The 22,212-nt window shown below is 51.1% G+C and carries 25 protein-coding genes and 1 pseudogene; 10 read left to right on the top strand and 16 right to left on the bottom strand.

Annotated features, from left to right (window positions below; all coding sequences use genetic code 11):
• Positions 1-7: 7 nt before the first annotated feature.
• From SGP1_RS04905 to SGP1_RS23380, 5 genes are all read right to left on the bottom strand, one after another.
• Positions 8-415 carry a type III secretion apparatus InvB gene (locus SGP1_RS04905; RefSeq protein WP_011410317.1) on the bottom strand — a complete coding sequence of 136 codons (408 nt, stop codon included), beginning with the start codon at positions 413-415 and terminating at the stop codon, positions 8-10.
• Positions 416-443: 28 nt separating this feature from the next.
• Entirely contained in the window at positions 444-2,498 is a 2,055-nt protein-coding gene (locus SGP1_RS04900) for an EscV/YscV/HrcV family type III secretion system export apparatus protein (protein WP_011410316.1), read from the bottom strand.
• An 83-nt stretch (positions 2,499-2,581) separates the two neighbouring features.
• Positions 2,582-3,574, bottom strand: coding sequence for a type III secretion system gatekeeper subunit SctW (sctW, locus tag SGP1_RS04895; RefSeq protein ID WP_158302328.1), 993 nt, complete (start codon positions 3,572-3,574; stop codon positions 2,582-2,584).
• Between the two features lie 126 nt (positions 3,575-3,700).
• Positions 3,701-5,461, bottom strand: coding sequence for a type III secretion system outer membrane ring subunit SctC (gene sctC, locus SGP1_RS04890; protein WP_011410314.1), 1,761 nt, complete (start codon positions 5,459-5,461; stop codon positions 3,701-3,703).
• Positions 5,454-6,275 (bottom strand): helix-turn-helix domain-containing protein, encoded by an 822-nt coding sequence (locus tag SGP1_RS23380; protein ID WP_083764670.1) that lies wholly within the window; start codon positions 6,273-6,275, stop codon positions 5,454-5,456. The genes sctC and SGP1_RS23380 overlap by 8 nt, the downstream gene beginning before the upstream one ends.
• 214 nt (positions 6,276-6,489) lie before the next feature.
• On the opposite strand from SGP1_RS23380, the gene SGP1_RS04880 reads away from it, so the two are divergent.
• The 8 genes from SGP1_RS04880 to SGP1_RS04845 are packed head-to-tail and all read left to right on the top strand — an operon-like array spanning position 6,490 to position 11,347.
• Positions 6,490-7,734, top strand: coding sequence for a PrgH/EprH family type III secretion apparatus protein (locus tag SGP1_RS04880; protein WP_011410312.1), 1,245 nt, complete (start codon positions 6,490-6,492; stop codon positions 7,732-7,734).
• An 11-nt stretch (positions 7,735-7,745) separates the two neighbouring features.
• A complete protein-coding gene (sctF, locus tag SGP1_RS04875; protein WP_011410311.1) occupies positions 7,746-8,003 on the top strand; it encodes a type III secretion system needle filament subunit SctF in 258 nt (85 codons plus the stop codon).
• Between the two features lie 51 nt (positions 8,004-8,054).
• The gene (gene sctI / locus SGP1_RS04870; RefSeq protein WP_011410310.1) at positions 8,055-8,378 is read left to right on the top strand and encodes a type III secretion system inner rod subunit SctI; all 324 of its coding nucleotides are present in this window, start codon (positions 8,055-8,057) and stop codon (positions 8,376-8,378) included.
• Positions 8,378-9,157, top strand: coding sequence for a type III secretion system inner membrane ring lipoprotein SctJ (gene sctJ, locus SGP1_RS04865; RefSeq protein WP_011410309.1), 780 nt, complete (start codon positions 8,378-8,380; stop codon positions 9,155-9,157). The genes sctI and sctJ overlap by 1 nt, the downstream gene beginning before the upstream one ends.
• Positions 9,154-9,741, top strand: coding sequence for a type III secretion apparatus protein OrgA/MxiK (locus SGP1_RS04860; protein ID WP_011410308.1), 588 nt, complete (start codon positions 9,154-9,156; stop codon positions 9,739-9,741). Before sctJ ends, SGP1_RS04860 begins: the two co-directional genes overlap by 4 nt.
• Positions 9,719-10,387 (top strand): hypothetical protein, encoded by a 669-nt coding sequence (locus SGP1_RS04855; RefSeq protein ID WP_011410307.1) that lies wholly within the window; start codon positions 9,719-9,721, stop codon positions 10,385-10,387. The genes SGP1_RS04860 and SGP1_RS04855 overlap by 23 nt, the downstream gene beginning before the upstream one ends.
• Positions 10,384-10,761, top strand: coding sequence for a hypothetical protein (locus SGP1_RS04850; protein ID WP_011410306.1), 378 nt, complete (start codon positions 10,384-10,386; stop codon positions 10,759-10,761). Before SGP1_RS04855 ends, SGP1_RS04850 begins: the two co-directional genes overlap by 4 nt.
• 46 nt (positions 10,762-10,807) lie before the next feature.
• Complete coding sequence (locus SGP1_RS04845; protein ID WP_050747410.1) at positions 10,808-11,347, top strand: lytic transglycosylase domain-containing protein; 540 nt, start codon at positions 10,808-10,810, stop codon at positions 11,345-11,347.
• A gap of 135 nt (positions 11,348-11,482) precedes the next feature.
• Here the strand turns inward: SGP1_RS04845 and SGP1_RS04840 are convergent, their stop codons facing one another.
• From SGP1_RS04840 to ffh, 9 genes and pseudogenes are all read right to left on the bottom strand, one after another.
• Entirely contained in the window at positions 11,483-11,857 is a 375-nt protein-coding gene (locus SGP1_RS04840) for a type III secretion system chaperone (protein WP_243466169.1), read from the bottom strand.
• Positions 11,850-12,370: pseudogene (locus tag SGP1_RS36110) on the bottom strand (inositol phosphate phosphatase SopB). The gene SGP1_RS04840 and the pseudogene SGP1_RS36110 overlap by 8 nt, the downstream one beginning before the upstream one ends.
• An 18-nt stretch (positions 12,371-12,388) precedes the next feature.
• A complete protein-coding gene (locus SGP1_RS29115) occupies positions 12,389-13,231 on the bottom strand; it encodes an inositol phosphate phosphatase SopB (protein WP_050747409.1) in 843 nt (280 codons plus the stop codon).
• A gap of 34 nt (positions 13,232-13,265) precedes the next feature.
• Complete coding sequence (locus SGP1_RS29110) at positions 13,266-13,634, bottom strand: hypothetical protein (protein WP_148203367.1); 369 nt, start codon at positions 13,632-13,634, stop codon at positions 13,266-13,268.
• 276 nt (positions 13,635-13,910) lie between these two features.
• On the bottom strand, positions 13,911-14,258 hold the full coding sequence (gene rplS, locus SGP1_RS04830) for a 50S ribosomal protein L19 (protein ID WP_011410302.1): 348 nt from the start codon (positions 14,256-14,258) through the stop codon (positions 13,911-13,913).
• A gap of 63 nt (positions 14,259-14,321) precedes the next feature.
• Positions 14,322-15,077, bottom strand: a complete 756-nt coding sequence (trmD, locus tag SGP1_RS04825) for a tRNA (guanosine(37)-N1)-methyltransferase TrmD (RefSeq protein ID WP_011410301.1) — start codon at positions 15,075-15,077, stop codon at positions 14,322-14,324.
• Between the two features lie 38 nt (positions 15,078-15,115).
• Entirely contained in the window at positions 15,116-15,664 is a 549-nt protein-coding gene (rimM, locus tag SGP1_RS04820) for a ribosome maturation factor RimM (RefSeq protein WP_011410300.1), read from the bottom strand.
• A gap of 18 nt (positions 15,665-15,682) precedes the next feature.
• Entirely contained in the window at positions 15,683-15,931 is a 249-nt protein-coding gene (gene rpsP / locus SGP1_RS04815) for a 30S ribosomal protein S16 (RefSeq protein ID WP_011410519.1), read from the bottom strand.
• Between the two features lie 104 nt (positions 15,932-16,035).
• Positions 16,036-17,397 (bottom strand): signal recognition particle protein, encoded by a 1,362-nt coding sequence (ffh, locus tag SGP1_RS04810; RefSeq protein ID WP_011410518.1) that lies wholly within the window; start codon positions 17,395-17,397, stop codon positions 16,036-16,038.
• A gap of 165 nt (positions 17,398-17,562) precedes the next feature.
• Between ffh and SGP1_RS04805 the strand changes: the two genes are divergently transcribed.
• Together SGP1_RS04805 and SGP1_RS04800 are read left to right on the top strand one after the other, a co-directional pair.
• Positions 17,563-18,351 carry a cytochrome C assembly family protein gene (locus SGP1_RS04805; protein ID WP_011410517.1) on the top strand — a complete coding sequence of 263 codons (789 nt, stop codon included), beginning with the start codon at positions 17,563-17,565 and terminating at the stop codon, positions 18,349-18,351.
• A gap of 26 nt (positions 18,352-18,377) precedes the next feature.
• Positions 18,378-19,667: an HlyC/CorC family transporter gene (locus tag SGP1_RS04800; protein ID WP_041866639.1), complete on the top strand. Its 1,290-nt coding sequence runs from the start codon at positions 18,378-18,380 to the stop codon at positions 19,665-19,667.
• Positions 19,668-19,914: 247 nt separating this feature from the next.
• On the opposite strand, the gene luxS is transcribed toward SGP1_RS04800, so the two are convergent.
• Together luxS and gshA are read right to left on the bottom strand one after the other, a co-directional pair.
• Positions 19,915-20,430, bottom strand: coding sequence for an S-ribosylhomocysteine lyase (gene luxS, locus SGP1_RS04795; RefSeq protein ID WP_011410515.1), 516 nt, complete (start codon positions 20,428-20,430; stop codon positions 19,915-19,917).
• A 157-nt stretch (positions 20,431-20,587) separates the two neighbouring features.
• Entirely contained in the window at positions 20,588-22,150 is a 1,563-nt protein-coding gene (gene gshA, locus SGP1_RS04790; RefSeq protein WP_011410514.1) for a glutamate--cysteine ligase, read from the bottom strand.
• Between the last annotated feature and the right edge of the window lie 62 nt (positions 22,151-22,212).

The following is a 22,212-nucleotide window of genomic DNA, read 5'->3' as shown; positions in this document are numbered from 1 at the left end:
TAACGCCTCAGGCCATTGCCGCCTGATAGTCCATCAGTTGAGTGAAAAAAGCGTCCAGCATATCTGTAAAGGCGGTTACCGATTCCAGATTCTCTGATTTTACCTGCGCCCTGAACTCAAGGTTCCCTTCTACTTCCACCAGTGAGGGTTGGCCAAAAATGAAGTTATCGCTGTGGCTGTTAATCATAAACGGCAGGAGATTGGCGCTGTTGAAGGTCAGCGCATTCTGATTGAACTCACCCAGCACCGACCAAATCCAGGTTTCATCATTTTGGGTGATAATATTGATATCCGGGTTGTCATCGGTAAGCTTTAGCGTGATGGTAGAGTGATCATCCAGGCTGCCTTGGGCAACATCGCTAATACCCATTTGCTCAAGAGAAGACATCAATAATTCCGAAACATTATAACTCATGGTGATTTCCTTATTGTGGACTAAAAACTTAATTGGTCTGAATAGTTGCGATAATGTCGATGTCGATGCCATCAGTCATTTCGTTAAATGACAGCACCTCAAGTTCAGGATAACGCCCTTCCACCAGCTTTTTAATAAAACGTCTGATATCAACTGACACCAGTAAAATGATGTCACGGGATGATATACCATTTTTATTAAGACATTCCGTCAAATAATTCAGAATCTCATCAATCTCGGGCGGGGTTAAATTGATAAAACTCCCGCCCGACGTTTGCCGGATCCCACCGCGAACTTTTTCTTCAATATCATGTGTAAATACCAATGCGCAAATTTTACCGAGATAAGAAAAACGATTACAAATATAACGTCCCAGCGCACCGCGTACATGCTCTACCAGCATGATCGGGTCCTTTTCCTTGGGTCCCCATTGCACCAGAGATTCCAGAATGAGCTTCATGTTGCGAATTGATATTCTTTCCTTCAATAAGCGCTGAAACACCTCAGAAATACGCTGCACTGTATTATTGCGATAGCTTTCTTTTAGCAACTCGGGGTATTTTTTCTCTAAATCATCCAATAACATCTTGGTTTCCTGAATCCCGAAGAACTCAGAGATATTATGGGTAAGCAAGGTGGAGATGCAGAAATAGAATTCGTCAATAGCAGAGCGGGTAACGTAACCCATTTTCTGTGCGTTATCCGCTTTTTCTTCCGGCAACCAGTAACTTATGCCTTGAGGGGTATTGATACTCTGAACACTATTATCCAGCATCTTGAGTTCTTCACCGTTGATCAGCACTTTATGCATTCCCGGCATTACCGTATAGTCGGCGACGGGGATCTCGTTGATAGCAATACTCATTGAGTCACATGCCGATTTGGGCGCATAGCCGATAGTGATTTCCGGCAGCCTGACGCCATACTCAATGAAGAAATTTTTCTTCAGCAGCGAAGATAAATTGTGCTGCTCCAGCTTCGGCTTGAACGCCTCATTGAAGGTGATCATCAGCGGTAAGGTTTCCGGGATGATATCGCCGTCAATGGTAACCGCCTCGGACTGTCCTTCATCATCGGCGGTCTTATCGCGATGACCTTCCCCGCTTTTAACCTTGTTCCGGTTGCTCCATTTGTCTTTGAAATAAATCACAATCAGCAGTGCGGACAGCACAATGAATACCGGTAACGGGAAGCCGGGTAAAAAACCCATCGCCAGCGCCAGACAGGCGGTCACCATGAGCGTTGACTGGTTCGCGAACAAATCGGTAATAATCTTGGAACCCAGATTATTGTTTTTATTGTTGTTAACCCGGGTTACGATAAACCCGCCGCTGATGGAGATCAGCAGCGCAGGGATTTGCGCCACCAACGCATCACCAATCGAGAGGTGGGTGTAAACTGTAAGCGCCTCGGAAAGCTCCATACCGTGCTGAACCATGCCAACCGAAATGCCGCCTATCAAGTTGACAAAAATGATGATAATGCCGGCAATGGCATCGCCTTTGATGAATTTCATCGCACCATCAAGCGCGCCGTATAATTGACTTTCCGCTTCCAGGACTTCGCGGCGTTTCTTAACTCCATCCTCATCCAGCACGCCTGCTTTCAAATCGGCATCAATGCTCATTTGTTTGCCCGGCATGGCGTCCAGGGAGAACCGCGCCGCCACTTCGGCAATACGTTCCGACCCTTTCGTGATGACGATAAATTGCACGACGGTAACAATAAAGAAGATGACGAAACCGACGACCAGATTATCGCCTATCACAAATTGCCCAAAGCTGGCCACGATTTCACCGGCGTCTGCATCCATTAATACCAGTCGGCTGGTACTGATCGATATTGCCAGACGAAACAGCGTCGTCACCAGCAATATAGACGGAAAGCTGGAAAAATCAAGAATCCGGGAAATATAAAATGATCCCATAAAAATCAGGATCGCCATGGTCAAATTAAGCCCTATAAGAAAGTCAATCAAATAGGTGGGTAAGGGAATAATCAGCATGACGATAACGAGTACCATCATCGCCAGAATAATAAGCTCCGGCCGTGATTTAATCTGATACAAAAGTGTATTTATCATTATTTATACTAAATCATCTAATCAAGGCTTAAGAAATTCACCGATTATTTATCCATTAATCTGGGGAATGCACGATGTAAACATTATCTACTGTAATAATTTTTCCAAACACCGCTTTTCTTTTCGATCGCAAAGAGCTCCGTCAAATAGTTTTCACATAACGCCAGCACGCTATCTCGATCTTCATCAACGGCATATAACATCGTTGGTGTCTGATTAAACACACCACGCATTGACTGCATGAAGTTTGTTTTTTGTCTAACGGTTTGCCGTTTGAGATATTTCTTAACGAATTCTGCGAGCGCGGCGATGAGTTTTTTGTGATCCAGCAAGCCAAGTAAAAAAATATGCATCGCGTCAACTTCATAAGGCTTGTGCGGCGGCTGTAGCGATAGTTTGGCCAGTTCCTTCATCAATATCAGGTCTACGGTATTCAAAATACGCGCATCGGACAATTTACTGCCAAGCGGGCCATATTCCTCGCTATTCAAGCCCGGGAGCGTGGATTTCATATCGCATACCAACGCACGCAAGGTAAAGGCCAGTAAGCGGGTACGATGCATAAAACCAAATTGCTCAATCCAGTCCTGATAGATATAAGCCGCGGCCAGATCCAGCTCGATAAATTGCTGGTAGCTGACACGTAGGGCTTTCGCCGTCAGGTTCGCCACTCCCTGACTATATTGCTTGGCGCACTGGCCTACGTTAGCCCCGGCGTACATCTTGCGCTGATCGGCATGCTTCTCAAGGTCAGTAATCGCTTTTTCCAGCTCTTTTTTTTGCAGCGCTGAGAGTTTATGCCGATACAAAAGCTCCCGTAATGCCAGGAGTAAATCACTGTCGTCAGGGAACAGGCTGCGGGCATGAGAAAGCAGACGGGTGTAGCTCATTTTCCCTTTGCCGAGAACGGTAATCAGCGCGTTGATCTTCTCGTCTGCTGACTCCTCAAGCATTTGCGAGAGGAAATCATTTTCTTCAATGTCATTGCCCTTACCACGCCTGTTCATACGCCGGAAAGCATTAAATATTTGACCTATCTCCTCCATGCCGAGCGCGATTTCCGTTTCCAGATTCACCTCAACCACCGGCATGACGTCATCGATGGGTATCGTTTCGCTCTGGCCTGTTTTGGCGGAAAGGGAGATAAAATCCCGAAAACTTCTTGTGTCTATCGAATTGATCGCCATCGCACCGCTCTCAGGTTAATGCTGGGCCATATAATTGTGCAGCATGGCCACGGTCGCTTTTAAGGTAATATTGGTGCCCAGTGAGGTGTGGCCGAGCGACGGGTTTTCGTCAACGCCTTCCCATACCGCTCCCTGAGGCAACAACTTGGGCTGTATAAGGAACATACGTACAAATTGTTTGGTTTGTTTATAACGGTAATCAAACAGTCGCCCCAAAAACGGGATGTCTCTCAGCACGGGAATCCCCCAACCGGCGTTAACACGCTGATCGCGGCTATAGCCCCCCACCAGCAAACTACTTCCCTTGGGTACCCGCGCCTCAGTACTGATTTGGGTAGTATTCACCAGCGGTAACTCGGCAACCTGCATGACGGCGTTATCGTCGCCGGTCATGAGACCGCCATCCTGGATATCCAGAATCATTTCGATTTCTTTACTGCCGCTGGACAGCCGCGGCAAGACGCTTATCAGCGTGCCGTAAGTGATTTTTTCCAGCGTGGCGGTACGTTCACCTTTCACCTGCACATAAAAACTCGAATTGTTGTCAAATAAAGCCGGAATGTTTTCCTGCGTTAAAATTTCCGGATGTGCGACAACTTGAGCATCCTTACGACTGGCTAGCGCGCTGACCTTGGCAAGAAACTGATAACTGGTGCTGGCGCTCAGCGAACTGGAATTAAACTCAATGCTGCCGCTCCCAATATTAGCGCGGGCTGCCCAATCCACACCCAGTTGATTAACCTCTTCCTTGTCAATATCCAGTATCCAGAGCGAAAGCTGAATCTGTTGCTTGGCAATATCAATCGCCGTAACCAGATCTTGCACATAGCTCACCTGCTGGCTCGCCCCCTGGATTAGCAAACTGTTGGTGTCGGGATAAGCAACGATATTTATCGTGCCGTAATTGATGTTTTCCGCCGTCTGGGCACTCTTATTTTGCTGTGGCAAGGGAGGCAGCGCGGGGAAATTGCCCCCACCTTCTGTGGCATTGGCAGCGGCCAATGCGCTGCGGGTATCGCGGTCAATCGTGATGGTTGCCAGCGGCACCGGATTACGGCTGTCCCGTGAGACACCTTTGCCGTTAGCGCCGTTCAGCAATTGATTTAATACCGTTGCGATGCCCGGTATCGTAATGGGTGAGTCCCGCTGCGAATAATTACGATCGGTGACGAAGGAATTTTTCAAACTGATCACGCGAATCTCATTTCTGCCGGTCGTGGTATCGCTAAAGGTATTGTCAAGATACTTGGCAGCAGCGATGACCAAACCGACATAGACCGGCGGTCCGGAGATGTAAAACCCGCCTGAACTGCGGTTAGTGCGCGGCGGGAAACGCTGGTCATACAGCATGGTGGACTTGAGAAAGGCCATCAAACGTTCAAATGGCGCATGACGCAGCTGTACCATCTGGCTTTGCATTTCACTGACGTCATAGACATAAATTGCGCTACCGTCGTTATACCAAATCAGAGCCGTCCTGGCGGCCAGGCTTTCAAGCAGCTGTAACGGTTTCTCCATGTCGAACTTGCCCGAGACCTGTTTACGACCGGCCAATTCGCTGACGATAATAGGCTTATGTATTTCGCCCGATAACGCGGAGAGCAGCTGGCGTATGCTGCTTTTGTTGGCGACGTATTCATTAATACTGCCGCTGGAGATGTCATTGTTCGCCTGCTCGGAGCGAAACGGCCCTGCCGTGGCCGCCGTCGGCATGCCTACGGTGGCTAGCAACAGCCAGGCACAACCGACCTTAAAAAAATGCACTACCTTACTCATATAAAAAACCTTCCAGCGCTCTGAAACTTTTTGGTGTAATACCAAAAAAAGACTTCATTTCCATAGAAAAATGTGACGATGAACTATAGCCATTGTCTTGAGCAATAACCGAAATGCTGCTATTGCCTTCAATAAGCTGCAGGGCGCAATAGGCCGCACGCCAGATTCTCATCTGACCTTTGGCGCCGCGCTTCAAATAGCGATGGCACAATCTTCTGAAATAAGACTCGGAGACGCCATAACGCTTACTGACTTCCTGGATTTTATTATTTACCGCATCACCATTACCGTTCACAATGAGCGATAGCAGGTAGTTGACTATCCAGTAGCATTCCCGCTGGCGAATAAAATGGTAAATTCCCGCATAGGATTCCTGAAAAGCTGGGTTTTTACTCAACAGCAGGATGTCCTGCAATGTCACGTTCTGATCTTTCACTAACAAGCTGTAGAAAATATTTTCTTCAACATTGATAATGGGTGATTGTATTTCATCATGATACTTGATATCGTATTCGGTAAAGGCTAATAATGCCGCGGCTTCATTAAGAGAGATGTCGATCATCCGCCATTCACCATAAAAGCAAAAGGTCACAAGGGATTGCACACCGACGATAATAGCGTGAAAAGGCTTTACCCATTTCCCCGGTCCTTCATTAGTGTGAATGCTAAAATAAGCGTTTTTTGAAATAGGAACTAAATATAGGACTTTATCATGTAGCTGAGTAGTCACTCCTCGTTCACCGCTAATTTCTTCAGCATTGACGGAAAATGAAGGGCGGAAATCAGACATCACCTGCTGAATTTTACCTCTCATATTTCACCCTTTGGCCGTTAGTGGAAGTTAATTTTCTTTTCGTAATAAGACCAGAGGATCGTGTGACCGTCAATCATCCGGCTTAAATATCATAAAAAAATCATAATATGATAAAAAGATCATAAATTTTTGATTTTAAAATGACGTAAACAACATTCCTATTTTCATTTAAGTTCACTATCATCGCGTCTGAACTTATTTAGAGATGGAAATAATGTCTGACGTTTTCACTGATAATAAAAATGAAGCCGATGAATTAATCTATACGCTTAAAATCTTGTTTGGCCCGATGTACGGTAGCGATCTTATTTTACCGCCCAATACGTATTCTATTATTATCGGTCGCAGCCAAGCGCTTATGATTGACGCGCAGGGGGATGAACAAGGACATGCTTGTCACTTCGCGCACAATACTTTATTCATTCCTTATGACGCTCGCCACGTCAATATAGCATTGCACCTCCCTGCCATCCAGGAAACGGGCGCGGAGGAACAAAATGATTTTATCCTCGAAATAAATAACCCCGAGGCGCCTCAGCAACGGCGGGTGACGCACAATGCCGTATTCAGCGATGGGGATATTCATTTTGCCGTTAAGCGAGCCAATGAAGAATGGCATCCGGATATCAGCGACTTCAAACAGCCTAACGCGAATCCAACGCCCGTAGGTGATGGCGGCGCCGCCTGGGACAAACTGAGAAAGCGCCGGGTCCTGGTGGCGGGCATATTAGCAGTCTTCATGCTCCTTATCGCCTACGTAATCGGTGTTCGTTATTATCGCACCTCCCACCAGATTATCTCACTGACTGCGGCCCTTGCTGGTTCCCCTTCGCCGGTAATGTTACTCCAAGGTAGCGACGGTAAAATTTATGCGCTCGCCAGTCATTATCGCGACCTGCAATGGCTGAATGCCGCCCTGGCCAAACGGCCGAACACCGCGGAGGTTGTGCCGCTTTGGTTAACGCAGACCGCCCAGGACATTACCAGCAGACTGCGTTTGGAGGGTGTACCGGTACTGCGATTAGATATGACGCACCCCGCTTCGCCGGTACTGCTGGTGCTGGAGGACATGACGCAGGCCAAGCAAAACGCGTTGCGAAAAAAGCTATTACCCATGTTGCCCTACGCCAAGACCCTGAATTTCCGTAGCTTTAGCAAAAATTTCCTGGTGCAGCAGGCCAAGCAAGGTCTTAACAGAATGCACATTGTCTATCGCCAGGTCGCCACACCATTCGGCTTTAGTTTCCTTATCCACGATCAGCTGAACGACAATACTATGGCGGAATTGCAGGGTTTCATGGAGATCTATTATTCACAATGGGGAAGTGATTTTATCACCTTCTCCATCAATCTTGACGAAAACTGGCTGCGGGACAAGTCCTATCTTGCTGCACCCAACGGCTATGTTTTCGTCAATCAACATAACTGGTATTTCCCATCAGTTAATGCAACGCAATAAGGACAATACGTATGAGTGACCTCAGAGCCTGGAACGGTAATGGCTGGTTTATCGATGATATCGCCAAAGATTTTGATACCGGCGCACAAACCATGATGGAGCAGCTTGAAACGGCGCGCAAAGCGTTATCTGACGCTCCCGATAATCCAAGTGTGTTAGCGGAGTTCCAGGCTAAATTATCTGAGTATACCCTTTTCAGAAATGCCCAATCGTCCACCGTCAAAACGTTTAAAGATATTGGCGCCGCGATTATCCAAAACTTCCGCTAAGGTATTTACCCCGGGTTAAGCCTGACGGCTTACCCGACCCAGGAGCTATTTATGACCATGCAAACATTGTTGTCCCTGAAGGAACTGACTGCATTATCCACCCAATTCATTACGGCTGCTTCACATATCGAATTGCCCACCGGTGGCACAACATCGCAACTGGTTTCCTCCGCATTTAAACAGTTAAGTGAGCAGGATTTAGATTTTAAGCAAATGATAAATGCCTTAAGTTCATCGCCTGAAACGACCAGCAACCCAGAAAAAATAGCGCAATTGCAATCGCTTATCGGTGAATATTCCAACTATGTCTCATTAGTGTCCACTATTGCCAAAAAGGGAGTCAATACCGTCGAGACACTGGGAAAAGCACAATAATGTTTAAGCGACTTCTATTAACCTGTATGGTCATTATCGCCGCTTTGCTGACGACAGGCTGTGACAACACCATTTTGCTGAACAATTTAAGCCAGGAACAGGCCAACAAAGTTTTAGCGGTATTACAGCAGCATAATATCGCCTCGCAAAAAAGCGGTTCGCTGAAGGAAGGGTATGCAATTACGGTTCCCAAAAGCGATACCACCACGGCGCTGTCAATTCTGAATCAGTATCAGCTCCCGGCCAAACCTGAAGTCCAAATTTCTCAGGCGTTCCCCGATAACGCCTTAATTGCTTCGCCGCAGGCTGAACGGGCACGTATGTTGTCATTACAGGAGCAGCGTTTAGAACAATCGTTAAAGATTATCAGCCAAGTGGTGAATGCTCGTGTTCACGTCAGTTATCCGCTGAACGATAATACGTTTATTACAGACCCACCCGCTGAGCGGGTCTCTATTTTGATTACCTACAGCGGCAGTCTCAATGAAAATATGTTCATCAGCAAAATAAAAACGTTGATCAAAAACGGTCTGGCCAACGTTCGCTTTGAAGATATTTCCGTTGTGCTGTTCCAGGCGCCTCCCTTGCAATATAGCGCGCCAACGCAGGGTGCCCAGCCGTTTATAACACCTTGGTTGTATGCCCTTTGCGGAGTGCTATTGGCCGCATTGCTGGCAGGCGGCTCGGTGTTATATCTGCTGGTCAAAAAACAGCGACCGGAGACAGCGCAGGAGCTCACGCCACAGGATCCACCGGCGCAAGAGGAGAAACCGGTATGACCCCGCTCCGGTTTGCCAACGTCATGCGCGTGATGTACCACCCTGTCAGTTACCTGCACGCCAGCCGTTTCCCTTCCGGCTGGCACCGCGAGGATCAAGCAGCGCATCCGCTACTTAATCATTGGATATTACGGCATTATCACTGCCCCAGTGATGACGGCGCGGACAGGGGAGATCCTTTTTATCGGTTCTTGCTCGATAATTGGCAACGGCTTGGCGATGCCGCGCTTTTGATAGGCGCACATCTGTTGCGTAATCGTCTACTGTCCGAAGGGCGGTTTATTTTACTGTCGGCGCCGGTGCAATCTTTTCTGGCGCTGCCTCTACCGCCCTTGACACCGGGCGCCCTACCGCAAGAGCAGGAAGAACCAGCGACGACGCTGTTGCAAGATCCTGACCCGGCCGCCTGGGGTGCCTATTGCCTGTTGTCGATGCTAAAGCGTTTATCCCCCGCCGTTTACCGGCGGGCCTGCCTGCTGTTCCCGGTGGAGCAGCCGTTACCACAGCAAGCGACGTCTTTGTCGCCGTCCTCCATCAATCTGATCAAAATGGCCCTTCATCATGCGCAATATTTTACTCGATGAGCTTAATGAGGGCGGAGACCCCGTCATCATCAAAGCCCGGCGTTCGCGTCGCGCCCGCCGGGCCGCGAACATGCTGGAGCGAACCTATCGGCGATGTCAGGAGTTGGTCGCCGAGAACCAGCGTGAATGCGAAGCGCTATATCAACAGCAATACCAGGCAGGTTTTTGCGCCGGTTTCCAGCATCTCTATCAACAATGGCTGATGCATCTGGATGAATGGGTCGGTTTGCAAAACGAATTGGCTCAGGCACGCCGTTTGCAGTTGGCCGAGGATTTAAGCGCGCTGTTCATCCAGCCCAACATAGTGGAATTTATCGTTAAACAATTAACCCAAACACTGGGTGTCGACGTCCCTTCGGTCATTGTACTGCCCCAGGGCGTCACGCCGCCTGCCGCGCTGTTGCACATTCATTGTATCAGCGCCGAATACGACAGTTTCGCGGTAAAAGAGGGCGAACACATTGTCCGTTTTCCTCAGGATCTCCTGTGTCGGCAATGGTTGGCGGATATAGAGACGCAGGATGGAATAAGCGCACTTCAGCAGCATATCAACACGTTGCCATCTTCCCGGGTCGACACGTTACGCCAGTCGATGACCGATTTCGTACAACACCTTTTTACGCCTGAAAGCGAGGAAGAATCATGAATATCAGCGCCATGAGCGCTGCCGTCAGCAGCGCCCGGAGTTCATCCACTGCCACGAGCGGCGATTTTAATCAAATTGTTACCGACTGGCTGTCAAAGGAGCAGCCGAAATGCACCCTGACGGAACTGAAACAGCAAATCAAAGCGTTGTATCCCAACAGTAGCCATGTTGTCACCCAAAAGGAAATCACCTCTGCCCTATTGTACGCCAGCGCGACGCTGAAGCAGTCGCTTAGCCTTGAAATACAGAATTACCTGAAAGATACGCTCAATCCCCTGACGTCACAATCTTTGGGGTTGAGCTACACCTATGACAATTTTATGCAGGCCATGATTATGGGCAATGATGATGACGCGCCCGAGCCTTTTTTCTAACACCGTCCCATCCCTGATTCAGCAGCCTCTTAAAGCTTTTGTCGGTTTGAGAGGCCTGGCAACATTCATCCAAACGCCAAAAACCGTCGCTTTACTGCTACTGTTGGGCTGTGGGGCCGCCAAGGCGGAAACGGATTGTGTGCGATATGCCGCGCAATGTTTTCAGGTCAATCCGTTACTTATTCGGGCGATTATTTGGCAGGAGTCCCGCTTTGAACCGCGGGCGATTAACCATAACAGTAATCGCACACGGGATATCGGCCTGATGCAGATCAACAGCGTGAATCTACCGATGCTTAACACCCTGGGTATTAGCGCACAGAGTATACGGGAAAATAGTTGCGTCAACGTCTTCTCCGGCACCTATATCCTGCATAAGCTGGTGCAGCGCTATGGCTACTCCTGGAATACCATCGGGCGATACCATTCCGCCACCCCGCGTTTTAACAGCGTTTATGTCGATAAATTGCTAAATACGCTGACCAAACCCGCCCAGGTGGCCGATTTACGCGCCTATCGCGTCCCTATCGCATCGCGCGAAGAAATTGATAAACTCTTTGCGCCGCACTGCCTGGCCAAACCCTGACCCCAGGCGTAACGGTGGGCGCCTCCGGTGCACCCTGCGGGAATGCGACGGATCCTCTTACGCCGTCTTGCCGATGGCGCGCCGGCAGTTTCTCGATTTAAGCTCACGCCGCGGCTTCCCGCGACGTGAGTCTTTTCAGGCGGGTCTGAGCGCAGGTTCCTGAAGCAGTTGCTCTACAGATTCGACAAACAGCGATAATCCTGCAAGCATTTCCTCCTCACTGCTTTGTGCCGGCAAGCGATAAAGCGCTAACAAGACGGAACGTTCAGCATCCACCGCTAGAGTAACTGGACTGGCATAATTAATACTCAAAATGGTCTGCAGCCGCTCGCTGTTGTCTGGCAGAACTATTAACGGACAGCTCATTTCCAGGCCTTCAAATGCTTCGTCAAAGTAAATTTCCAGATCATCATTAATTAACACCGCAGGCTCGTGTAGCGGATCGAGACCGAGTGCTTCATACAGGCATAACACTGAATTAAAATTAATATTCTCTTCACGACTAATCAAGATGGGATAATCCTTTCGCTCTAGACCAGAGGGCGTCCAGCCCAATGCGTCTTGATAGAGATAAATTGAAGCAAGGCAGTTTGAACTTCTTCAAGACTTTGTTGCCTTTAACGCCCGTATTGCAACGCTGAATTTCCATATTGCCGCTTTTCATCAGTACCTCTTGCAACAACGTTCTATGCGCGTCGTTAAGAGGCCCCGCGGGGTGACTTAGCGGCTATTGGGTATCATAGTGGATAATCTCTCTCTTCAATTCCACATCAAGCATACCGGTCCGGTCTTTGCCGCTCTTACAATTCCAGCATGGTACGGCACCAATGTCGTAGGCAGCATAGCGATGCACTGCGGTGCTTTGTAGGGCTCGCCGCCATCGCTACGATGTGCTTTCCGCGCCCAAATACTTTTTATCTGGTAACAAAGATCGCGTACTTTCCTGGCATTAGCAGGTTCGGAACCTAAATACTCGCCATCCCCCCCGGTTCGGCCTCTGGCCGCAAATCGTTCCCCAGCAATTGAGCGAGGGCGGGGGCGTTATAAGAGTAGGAGGTCGAGGTACCTAATCCTAGTGAGTGCCGCTTCATTGACCCCAAAATTCAATGCGGCGACACTCAGCGCCACTTGGACCGTCTTTATGTTACCTTCGTGGTCGTGAACGCAAATCTCCAGCGGCTGTTTTAGCGGATCACACAGTGTTTTCCAGGCCGCCATCTGGTCACGCAGCATGGCTTTTTCCTTGCCAGCTACGCTTGTGGGCGTTAGCAGCGATGTGGATACTAACCGAAGCGGTACCACCTCTCCTTCCAACGCGCGCGTCATGAGGTCATTTTGGCTATACAGGGCGGTGGCGACCACCTCCTTTGCCCGATTTAACGCGCCTGATGTGCGTTGTTCGGAGCCGGCGGGCAGACCATAGGGCGACAATACGCCGTGACGTATTCCCTGAAACAGCACCTTTTCCTCACCGTTGGCATCTTTAACGCTTAGAGAGGATTGCCACAAATTGGCGGCGTGGTCCAATTCAACCGTATCGGCGCTACAGATACCTTTACCGTTATAGGATTTCTCGAAGATATCGCGCTCACCCAATTTCATCTCGGCCGCCAGGCGTTGTGTACTGACATAGGTATGCGCTTTATGGCTGAGTTCGTGTCGTAAGGTTTTCCAGGGTTTGTGATTAAGAAATTTGATACGCGCGGCATGATAGTCGCCAACTGCAAGTCGTTTGGCCTGGCAGTAAGACAAGCCGTTACGACGGTATTCTCCAGCGATCAGACTGACTAACTTATTGCGCAGGCGGCCAGCCTTTCGCAGCTCGGTTGGGGTGGCATTCCTATCCTGCTCAAGATGTGTCATTGCATCAGCAATTTCTTGCATCAATTTGCCTAACTACGGCGCGTTTAGCTCCGACTCAAAGCGCTGATACCCTCCTATCCCGGTGCGCCTGGCGGGCGCCATCCAGTTCATCTCCTTCCGCCCGGTTTCTGGTAGCCAGTGCCAATGCTGCCGTATTGATCATGTCGAGCTGATATTGCAGTAGTTCGCGCACCGACTGGCTAAACTCAGAAACATGATTTTCGGCCAAGGGTAAAGACACCGCTTGTTCTTCGTCCCTGCCAAAGGAGGCACTATCGCGGCGCAATGACGCATTGAAACGGTATTTTTCCGGTCGGGGACTCGCGTCTTGTCCAACGCTTAAGTTAGGCCGTGGCCGATAGACAGGGAGGTTATGTTTTTTATTTATTAAGATTTCAAAAAACGTAACCTGCCGTTTAGTCACGATGCGGCAAACATAACCGTCAGCACATCTGCAATGCATTGACACAGCGAAACCCGAGCGCGTTTAAACGACAGAACTGGCGCTACGATGTCGATAGGGCGTTTAAATGACAAAACCGGCACTGCGAGGCTGCAGGAACGTGCCAGGCTTCACCGATGCAACGCGCGGTGATTGAGTAATAAAGGGGAGATTGACCGGCTTAATGATAAAAAAGGGTTAGGCCGCGGCCTAACCCTAGGGTGGTTATTAACTTTTGGATGAGGCGTGAGCCGTACCTTAGTTCAGGCGTTCTTTGATGCGCGCTGCCTTACCGGTACGTTCACGCAGGTAATACAGTTTGGCCTGACGCACGGCGCCACGACGTTTCACAGTAATGCTATCAATGACCGGAGAGTGCGTCTGGAATACGCGCTCAACACCTTCGCCGTTGGAAATTTTGCGAACAGTGAATGCAGAATGCAGACCGCGGTTACGAATAGCGATAACCACGCCCTCGAATGCCTGCAGACGTTTTTTGCTGCCTTCAACAACCCATACCTTGACTTCCACCGAGTCGCCGGGGCGGAAAGACGGTACGTTCTGCTTCATCTGTTCTTGTTCAATTTGCTTGATAATGTTGCTCATAATTTGGTCTCTTACCCTAGATAAACTGATAGTTCAGGTTAACCAGCCATCAGGCCAATCCCTTTAATCATCGTGTTGCCTTACCCGATATTCCCGCTGGAACTCGTTCAGCAATGTTGCTTGCTCGTCAGTCAGAGCTAGGCTTTCCAGAAGTTCAGGTCTTCTGAGCCAGGTACGGCCCAAAGACTGTTTCAGACGCCAGCGACGAATTTCAGCATGATTACCCGACAGCAGAACTGACGGTACCTCCATGCCGGCCAATACCTCAGGACGGGTATAGTGCGGGCAATCCAGCAACCCTCTGGCGAAGGAGTCCTCCGCCGAGGAGGCTTCATGTCCCAGTACACCCGGGATGAACCGGGATACCGAGTCAATCAGAGCCATCGCCGCTAATTCACCGCCGCTGAGCACATAATCACCCATTGACCATTCTTCATCAATCTCGGTGGCGATTAAACGCTCATCAATACCTTCGTAACGGCCGCACACCAGAATCATCTTCGGGTTAGCGGCCAGCTCGCTCACGCCTTGCTGATCGAGCTTGCGGCCCTGAGGGGAGAGATAAATCACCTTTGTCCCTTCGCCTGCCTTGTTTTTTGCCTCGTGAATCGCATCCTGCAAGGGCTGCACCATCATCAGCATCCCCGGTCCGCCGCCGTAAGGGCGATCGTCCACCGTACGATGCCTGTCGTGGGTAAAATCACGCGGGCTCCAGCATTGCACATTCAGCAGGCCATTCTTCACTGCCCGGCCGGTCACCCCGTAGTCGGTAATGGCACGGAACATCTCGGGGAACAGACTGATGACGCCAATCCACATTCCACCGCTTCCACTATCGCCACCCTCAAGTTCGGGGTTCAAAAGCCCGGATCCCAGTCAACTTCAATGATGTGGGCCGCGAGATCGACGTTCTTAATCACCTTCCCGTCGAGGAACGGAATTAACCGCTCCTGAATGCCAAAGGCATCTTTCAGGTTGGCTTTCACCACCAGAACATCGTTCGAGCCGGTTTCCATCAAATCAATGACTTCGCCCAGCTGATAACCGCCAACGGTGACAACCTGGCACCCCAGGAGGTCTTTCCAGTAATACTCACCGCTGTCGAGATCCGGTAATTGCGACGCGTCGACGACGATTTCGCAATTGGTCAGCAGCGTGGCCGCTTCCCGGTCTTCGATGTCCCTGACCTTGATGATCAGATCCTGATTGTGGCGCTTCCAGCTTTCCAGCCCGATCGGCTGCCACTCTCGGGCCCTTTTGATAAACCAGGGCTGGTAATCAAAAATGCTTTCGGCTTCTTCAGTGGATGAAAACACTCTGAGCCAACCGCGAATGCCATACGCCGAGCCCATCTTGCCCACGACTACCGGCTCAACGGGTGCTGCGATACGGAGTTGTTTGCTCATTTTCACCACCAGCAGGTGTTAGGCTGCTTTTTTCGCGTCTTTAATCAGCGCGGAAACGCGTTCGGAAACCGTTGCGCCCTGGCCAACCCAATGTTCAATACGATCCAGATCCAAACGCAGACCTTCAGCCTGACCGGTGGCGATCGGGTTGAAAAAGCCAATACGTTCAATAAAGCGACCGTCGCGGGCATTGCGGCTGTCGGTCACGACGATTTGATAGAACGGGCGTTTTTTAGCGCCGCCACGTGCCAAACGAATTGTTACCATAACATCCTCTTTAGTTAATAAAACAACCGGGCCCTGTCGGGGCCCGGTTGCCGTATAAAAAGCCCCAAAATTTTACTCGTTTCGGGGTAAAAAGCAATCGATAGTTAACGCCCGGGGAAGCCGGGCGGCATCATGCCCTTCATATTGCGCATCATTTTCGCCATACCGCCTTTTTTCATTTTCTTCATCATGCGCTGCATGTCGTCGAACTGTTTCAGCAAGCGGTTGACGTCCTGGACCTGCATGCCGGAGCCGGCGGCAATACGACGCTTGCGCGAACCTTTAATAATGTCCGGGCTGACGCGCTCCTTGGCGGTCATGGAATTGATGATAGCCTCCATGCGCACCAGGACTTTATCATACATTTGCGATTTGACGTTGTCCGGCAGCTGGCCGACGCCGGGCAGCTTGCTCATCATGCTGGCCATACCGCCCATATTACGCATCTGCTTGAGCTGGTCGAGGAAGTCGGTGAGGTCGAAGCCATCGCCTTTTTTCAGCTTGCTGGTCAGCTTTTCTGCCTGAGCGCGATCGACTTTGCTCTCGATATCTTCGATAAGCGACAACACGTCGCCCATGCCGAGTATTCGTCCAGCCAGACGATCGGGGTAAAACGGCTCCAGCGCATCGGTTTTCTCACCGACGCCCATGAATTTGATCGGTTTACCGGTGATATGCCGGATGGAGAGCGCCGCGCCGCCGCGCGCATCGCCGTCCACCTTGGTCAGGATAACCCCGGTCAGCGGCAGCGCCTGATTAAACGCTTTAGCGGTATTGGCGGCGTCCTGCCCGGTCATGGCGTCAACCACAAACAGGGTTTCCACCGGTGTGATAGAAGCGTGAATGGCGATGATTTCCGCCATCATCGTTTCATCCACGTGCAGGCGGCCGGCGGTATCCACCAGCAGCACATCGTAGAACTTGAGCTTGGCCTGGTTCAGCGCCTGATTGACAATGTCGATCGGCTTCTGGCCGGCGTCGGACGGGAAGAAATCAACGCCGACGGTTTCGGCCAGGGTTTCCAGCTGTTTAATCGCCGCCGGGCGATAGACGTCGGCGGACACCACCAGCACTTTCTTCTTCTGCTTCTCGCGCAGATATTTGCCGAGCTTGCCGACGCTCGTGGTTTTCCCGGCCCCCTGCAAGCCCGCCATCAGCACGACGGCCGGCGGGTGCGCCGCCAGATTAAGGGAGTTGTTTTCGTCGCCCATGGCGTTCACCAGCTCGGAGCGCACAATCTTGACGAATTCCTGTCCCGGCGTCAGGCTTTTATTGACTTCCTGCCCCAGCGCGCTCTCTTTGACCCGGCTGATAAAATCCCGCACCACAGGTAGCGCCACATCCGCTTCCAGCAGCGCCATGCGGACTTCCCGCAGGGTATCTTTGATATTGTCTTCAGTCAGGCGGCCTCTGCCGCTGATATTGCGCAACGTGCGCGATAATCGATCGGATAAATTGTCAAACATCGTTTTTACTCAACGTAGCGTCCGGCCGCTTGCGCGACATTATTGGCGGCAGTATAACACGAAGCAGGCCGGGATCGCTGCACCCCTTACGACAACGGTTGGAGCATGACGCGCTGAAGGCTATACTGGTCGCCTCTTTTATTTAAGTCAGACGATGACGCTGCTATGTCCTGGATTTCCCTTCTGGCCTTTATTTCCTACTCTTTAAGCCTCGGCCTGATTCTGCACAGCATTTTGCGCCGCAGCAGCGCCTATCGCCGGCTGGCCCTACTGTCGGCCACGGTGACGATGTTGGGACATGGCGTTCTCATCTGGCTACGTATCTTCGGCGTGCAGGCGGGGCAGAATCTGAGCTTGTTGAACGTGGGCTCCTTAATCAGCCTTATTATTTGCGTGGTGATGACGGTGGCGGCGTCGCGCAACCGCGGTTGGTTCTTATTGCCTATCGTCTATATCTTCGCGATGATTCATGTGGCGTTCATTACGCTGATGCCGGGTGAATTCATCACCCACTTGGAAGCAACGCCCGGTTTGATGGTGCATATCGGCCTGGCGCTGTTTTCCTATGCGGTGCTGATTATCGCCGCGCTGTACGCGTTCCAATTGACCTGGCTCGATTACCTGTTGAAAAACAAGAAGCTGAATTTTCATTCCGATATGCCGCCGCTGATGGGTATTGAGCGTAAAATGTTCCACATCACGCAGGTCGGCGTGGTGCTGCTGACGCTGACGCTCGCCACGGGTCTTTTCTTTATACGGGATTGGTTTGTCGCCGAGAACCGGCATAAAGCGATACTCTCTTTCATCGCCTGGCTGGTCTATATTGTAATACTATGGGGTCATTACCGGCAGGGCTGGCGCGGCCGCCGGGTGGTGTGGCTCAGCGTGCTGGGCGTGCTATTGCTGACGCTGGCCTATTTCGGCAGCCGAATTTGGCAAAATGTGATGGCGTAAGATAACGCCGATAAGGAAAGCCCACTTTGGAACATGTTTCAACCAGTACACTGCTGATCATCCTTATTATCATGGTATTGGTTTCCGCCTATTTTTCCGCTTCCGAAACCGGCATGATGACGTTAAACCGCTATCGTCTGCGTCATCAGGCCAAACAGGGCAACCGCGGCGCCCGCCGCGTTGAGAAGTTGCTGCGGCGTACGGATCAATTGCTGAGTCTGGTGCTGATTGGCAATAATCTAGTCAACATTCTTGCGTCGGCGCTGGCGACCATTGTCGGGATGCGTCTGTACGGCGATCTCGGCGTAGCCATCGCCACCGGCGTTTTGACCTTTGTGGTGCTGCTGTTCGCCGAGGTGCTGCCAAAAACCGTGGCGGCGCTCTATCCTGAACGTATCGCTTTCCCAAGCAGCCTGCTGTTGGTGCCGCTGCAAAAACTAATGTTGCCGATAGTGTGGCTGCTGAATCTGATTACCCGGCTGCTTATGCGGCTGATGGGCATCAGGCTCCCTTCCAACGTACGCGATGCGCTGAGTAAGGAAGAGCTGCGCACCATCGTGACGGAATCCCACTCGATGATTTCGCGTCGCAATCAGGACATGCTGATTTCCGTGCTGGACTTGGAAAAAGTGACCGTTAACGACATCATGGTTCCGCGCAATGAGATTGTCGGCATCAACGTCAACGACGAGTGGCGGTCGATTATTCGTCAACTAACCCACTCCCCTCATGGCCGTATCGTGCTGTATCGCGATAACCTTGATGACGCAATCGGTATGCTGCGGGTGCGTGAAGCCTACCGTTTGATGACGGAAAAGCAGGAATTTACCAAAGAAAACCTGCTGCGCGCCGCCGACGAAATTTATTATGTGCCAGAAGGAACGCCGCTTAATGTGCAGCTGGTGAAGTTCCAGCGCAATAAAGAGAAGGTGGGCATCATCGTCAATGAGTACGGCGATATCCAGGGGCTGGTGACGGTGGAAGATATTCTTGAGGAGATCGTGGGAGATTTCACAACCTCCATGTCCCCGAGCCTGGCGGAAGAAGTCATTCCGCAAAGCGACGGTTCGGTGATTATCGAGGGCGGCGCCAGTATCCGGGAGTTGAACAAGGCGTTTAACTGGTCGCTACCGGAAGAGGAAGCGCGCACTATCAACGGCATGCTGCTGGAGGTGCTGGAGGATATTCCGCTAGCCAATACCCATACGCATATCGGCAGCTATCAAATTGATATTCTGGATGTGCAGGACAATATGATAAAGCAGGTGCGCATCACCCCTATCAAACCGTTAAAGCAGGGCGTCGACGGCAAATAAACGCGCCGTCTGCGCAGAGCCACGCCGTTGCACAGGCTTTGCAGGGCGCATGAGACCGTAACGGGTAATCTCTCGCGAGCAGAAACTAAAAAAGCTCACCCGGGGGTGAGCTTTTATCTTTGGTTGAGGGTGAAGATCTACTGACTCCTCTGCCGGTTGAGCCCGCCACCGTCCACCGCCGTGCCAACCGTTAATGCGGCCAAGGCGGCGGACCATGCGAACATCCCCCCCCCCGGCCCGCGCTAGACTAGATGTGTAGTTCCGCCAGCTTTTCTTTCGGCAAAGTCAGTTCGTCGTTCTGGTTGACGCGGATAGCGTTATCCAGAATATGTTGCGCGATATCTTGCGCTTCCGTGAGCGAATGCATTTGATACGTGCCGCACTGGTACTCATTCAGCTCAGGGATCTGCTTCTGGTCTTTAACTTTCAACACATCCGCCATCGCCGCTTTCCAGGCATCGGCCACGCGCTGTTCCTCCGGCGCGCCGATAAGGCTCATATAGAAACCGGTACGGCAGCCCATCGGGGAAATATCCACGATTTCAACGCCTTCACCGTTCAGATGGTTACGCATAAAGCCCGCAAACAAATGCTCTAGGGTGTGGATGCCCCGCTCCGGCATGACTTCCAGATTCGGCCGGCAAAAACGCAGGTCAAAGACGGTGATAGTATCACCATGAGGTGTTTTCATGGTTTTCGCAACACGAACCGCAGGCGCTGCCATACGGGTATGGTCTACGGTAAAGCTATCCAAAAGTGGCATGATTCCACCTCCTTTAAAAATAATTTATTTTTTGCGAATGTAAGGAAACCTTTTTCCCCGCCGTGGGTCCTAATTAATGAAAGATGCGCATTTGTTATCATCATCCCTGTTAACAGGAATGTTAATTTAGCCACAGTTTCTGTGGCCTTTTCTTTTTTCAGCGCCCGTTCTGGCTCGCCAAAAACTCATCAAAACTCAGGTGGTCCGCCACTTCAAGGCTACGCTGTCGTTGCCAGGATCGCAGGCGTTCTTCATCCAGTTGCGCTTCGTTTAGCACCTGCAGCGGTTCATCGCGCAGCGTCTGGCGATAGTCGTTGGCCAGAATAAGCCCCAGCCCGCCAATACCATGCTCTATCAATTGATCCATAAAACGGGCGGAGAGCGTCAGTTCGGGATTATCGAAGCCCGCCACCAGTTTATCGCACACCAGCTGGTAGTGCGTGTCGCCATTGTTGCTATCGAGGGTTTCGGCCACGCGCCGCAGATCGCTAAACAGCGATTTGCCAAGGATCGTCAGCGGCTGCTCGGTGCTGCCGCAGTCAATGCCAAGCATCAGGCCGGGCTTGCGCCCTTCGAGGATCACCCGATTCCAATTGGTGCGGGTACAGCGTAATTCTTCCGCGCTCATTTCGGGTGCTTCAGCCAGCGTACACCAAATCAGGAAAAGATCCAGAAAGCGCGCCTGCTCCTCGTCAACGCCCACCGGCGAGAAGGGGTTGATGTCCAGCGAGCGCACTTCGACATACTCGATACCGCCGCGCATCAGCGCATCGGACGGGGATTCGTCATCTCGCGTTACGCGTTTCGGGCGTATCGGCGCGTATAGTTCATTTTCAATTTGCAGCACGTTGGTATTCAACTGCAGATAATGGCCGCCTCGTTGCAGCCCCATGCGCTGATAGTCGGCAGAGGGCGTTTTAATCGCCTGCTTCAAACCGCGGACATACTCGTCCAGATGGTTAAAGGTAATGTTCAACTGACTCTGGGACTTGTTGGTATAGCCTAAATCGCTCAGGCGCAGTGAGGTGGCATAGGGCAGGTAAATGAGCCCCGATGGTGCTTGTTCAAACAGCAGATCGGTCTTGCGGCCGTTCAGGAAAGATGGACAAATACCCGGCGAGGCGCCGAACAGATACAGGATAATCCAGCCGAAGCGGTAGTAATTGCGGATAAGCCGCAGATAGCCGGCGGAAATCGCCTCTTTGCCGCTCGCCTCATCGCGGATACCGGCGTAAGCCTGCCAGAAGGCCAGCGGCAGAGAGAAATTGTAATGTACGCCGGCTATCACCTGCATCAGCGCGCTGTAACGATTCTTTAATCCTTTCCGGTACAGAGTTTTCATCCGCCCGATGTTGGAGCTGCCGTATTGCGCCAGTTCAATGGGTTGAGCGCTGTCAATGAAACAGGGCATGCTCATCGGCCATAGGCGTTCATCACCCAGACGGCGAGCGACGTAGCGGTGGATATCGCGCAACAGTGTCAGCATATGATCGATATCGTCGTCAACCGGCGTAATAAATTCCAGCAGCGCTTCGGCAAAATCGGTAGTGATCCACTTATGGGTCAGCGCCGAACCGAGCGATTCAGGATGGGGGGTCTGCGCCAGGCTGCCGTTGGCATTGATGCGCAGCCCTTCGCGCTCTACGCCGCGACGAATGCCCTTCAGTGCTTGAGGGTTGGCTTCCAGCCAGGAAAGCGCGGTGGATACATCCGGGATCAAATTGACCTCCCGCAGTTGACAGTATTTGGGCTTAGCATAAGGGAGCCGACTTGTTGATAGCT

This window comes from Sodalis glossinidius str. 'morsitans', from assembly GCF_000010085.1.
GTDB classification, from domain to species: domain Bacteria; phylum Pseudomonadota; class Gammaproteobacteria; order Enterobacterales; family Enterobacteriaceae; genus Sodalis; species Sodalis glossinidius.
This window is presented reverse-complemented; position numbering and strand designations above follow the sequence as displayed.

Excerpts from the sequence above, each read along its gene's own strand:
- SGP1_RS04905 (WP_011410317.1), bottom strand. The coding sequence starts at position 415 with ATGAGTTATAATGTTTCGGAATTATTGATGTCTTCTCTTGAGCAAATG.
- SGP1_RS04900 (WP_011410316.1), bottom strand. The coding sequence starts at position 2,498 with ATGATAAATACACTTTTGTATCAGATTAAATCACGGCCGGAGCTTATT.
- sctC (WP_011410314.1), bottom strand. The coding sequence starts at position 5,461 with ATGAGTAAGGTAGTGCATTTTTTTAAGGTCGGTTGTGCCTGGCTGTTG.
- SGP1_RS23380 (WP_083764670.1), bottom strand. The coding sequence starts at position 6,275 with ATGAGAGGTAAAATTCAGCAGGTGATGTCTGATTTCCGCCCTTCATTT.
- SGP1_RS04880 (WP_011410312.1), top strand. The coding sequence starts at position 6,490 with ATGTCTGACGTTTTCACTGATAATAAAAATGAAGCCGATGAATTAATC.
- sctF (WP_011410311.1), top strand. The coding sequence starts at position 7,746 with ATGAGTGACCTCAGAGCCTGGAACGGTAATGGCTGGTTTATCGATGAT.
- sctI (WP_011410310.1), top strand. The coding sequence starts at position 8,055 with ATGACCATGCAAACATTGTTGTCCCTGAAGGAACTGACTGCATTATCC.
- sctJ (WP_011410309.1), top strand. The coding sequence starts at position 8,378 with ATGTTTAAGCGACTTCTATTAACCTGTATGGTCATTATCGCCGCTTTG.
- SGP1_RS04860 (WP_011410308.1), top strand. The coding sequence starts at position 9,154 with ATGACCCCGCTCCGGTTTGCCAACGTCATGCGCGTGATGTACCACCCT.
- SGP1_RS04855 (WP_011410307.1), top strand. The coding sequence starts at position 9,719 with ATGCGCAATATTTTACTCGATGAGCTTAATGAGGGCGGAGACCCCGTC.
- SGP1_RS04850 (WP_011410306.1), top strand. The coding sequence starts at position 10,384 with ATGAATATCAGCGCCATGAGCGCTGCCGTCAGCAGCGCCCGGAGTTCA.
- SGP1_RS29115 (WP_050747409.1), bottom strand. The coding sequence starts at position 13,231 with ATGCAAGAAATTGCTGATGCAATGACACATCTTGAGCAGGATAGGAAT.
- rplS (WP_011410302.1), bottom strand. The coding sequence starts at position 14,258 with ATGAGCAACATTATCAAGCAAATTGAACAAGAACAGATGAAGCAGAAC.
- trmD (WP_011410301.1), bottom strand. The coding sequence starts at position 15,077 with ATGTGGATTGGCGTCATCAGTCTGTTCCCCGAGATGTTCCGTGCCATT.
- rimM (WP_011410300.1), bottom strand. The coding sequence starts at position 15,664 with ATGAGCAAACAACTCCGTATCGCAGCACCCGTTGAGCCGGTAGTCGTG.
- rpsP (WP_011410519.1), bottom strand. The coding sequence starts at position 15,931 with ATGGTAACAATTCGTTTGGCACGTGGCGGCGCTAAAAAACGCCCGTTC.
- ffh (WP_011410518.1), bottom strand. The coding sequence starts at position 17,397 with ATGTTTGACAATTTATCCGATCGATTATCGCGCACGTTGCGCAATATC.
- SGP1_RS04805 (WP_011410517.1), top strand. The coding sequence starts at position 17,563 with ATGTCCTGGATTTCCCTTCTGGCCTTTATTTCCTACTCTTTAAGCCTC.
- luxS (WP_011410515.1), bottom strand. The coding sequence starts at position 20,430 with ATGCCACTTTTGGATAGCTTTACCGTAGACCATACCCGTATGGCAGCG.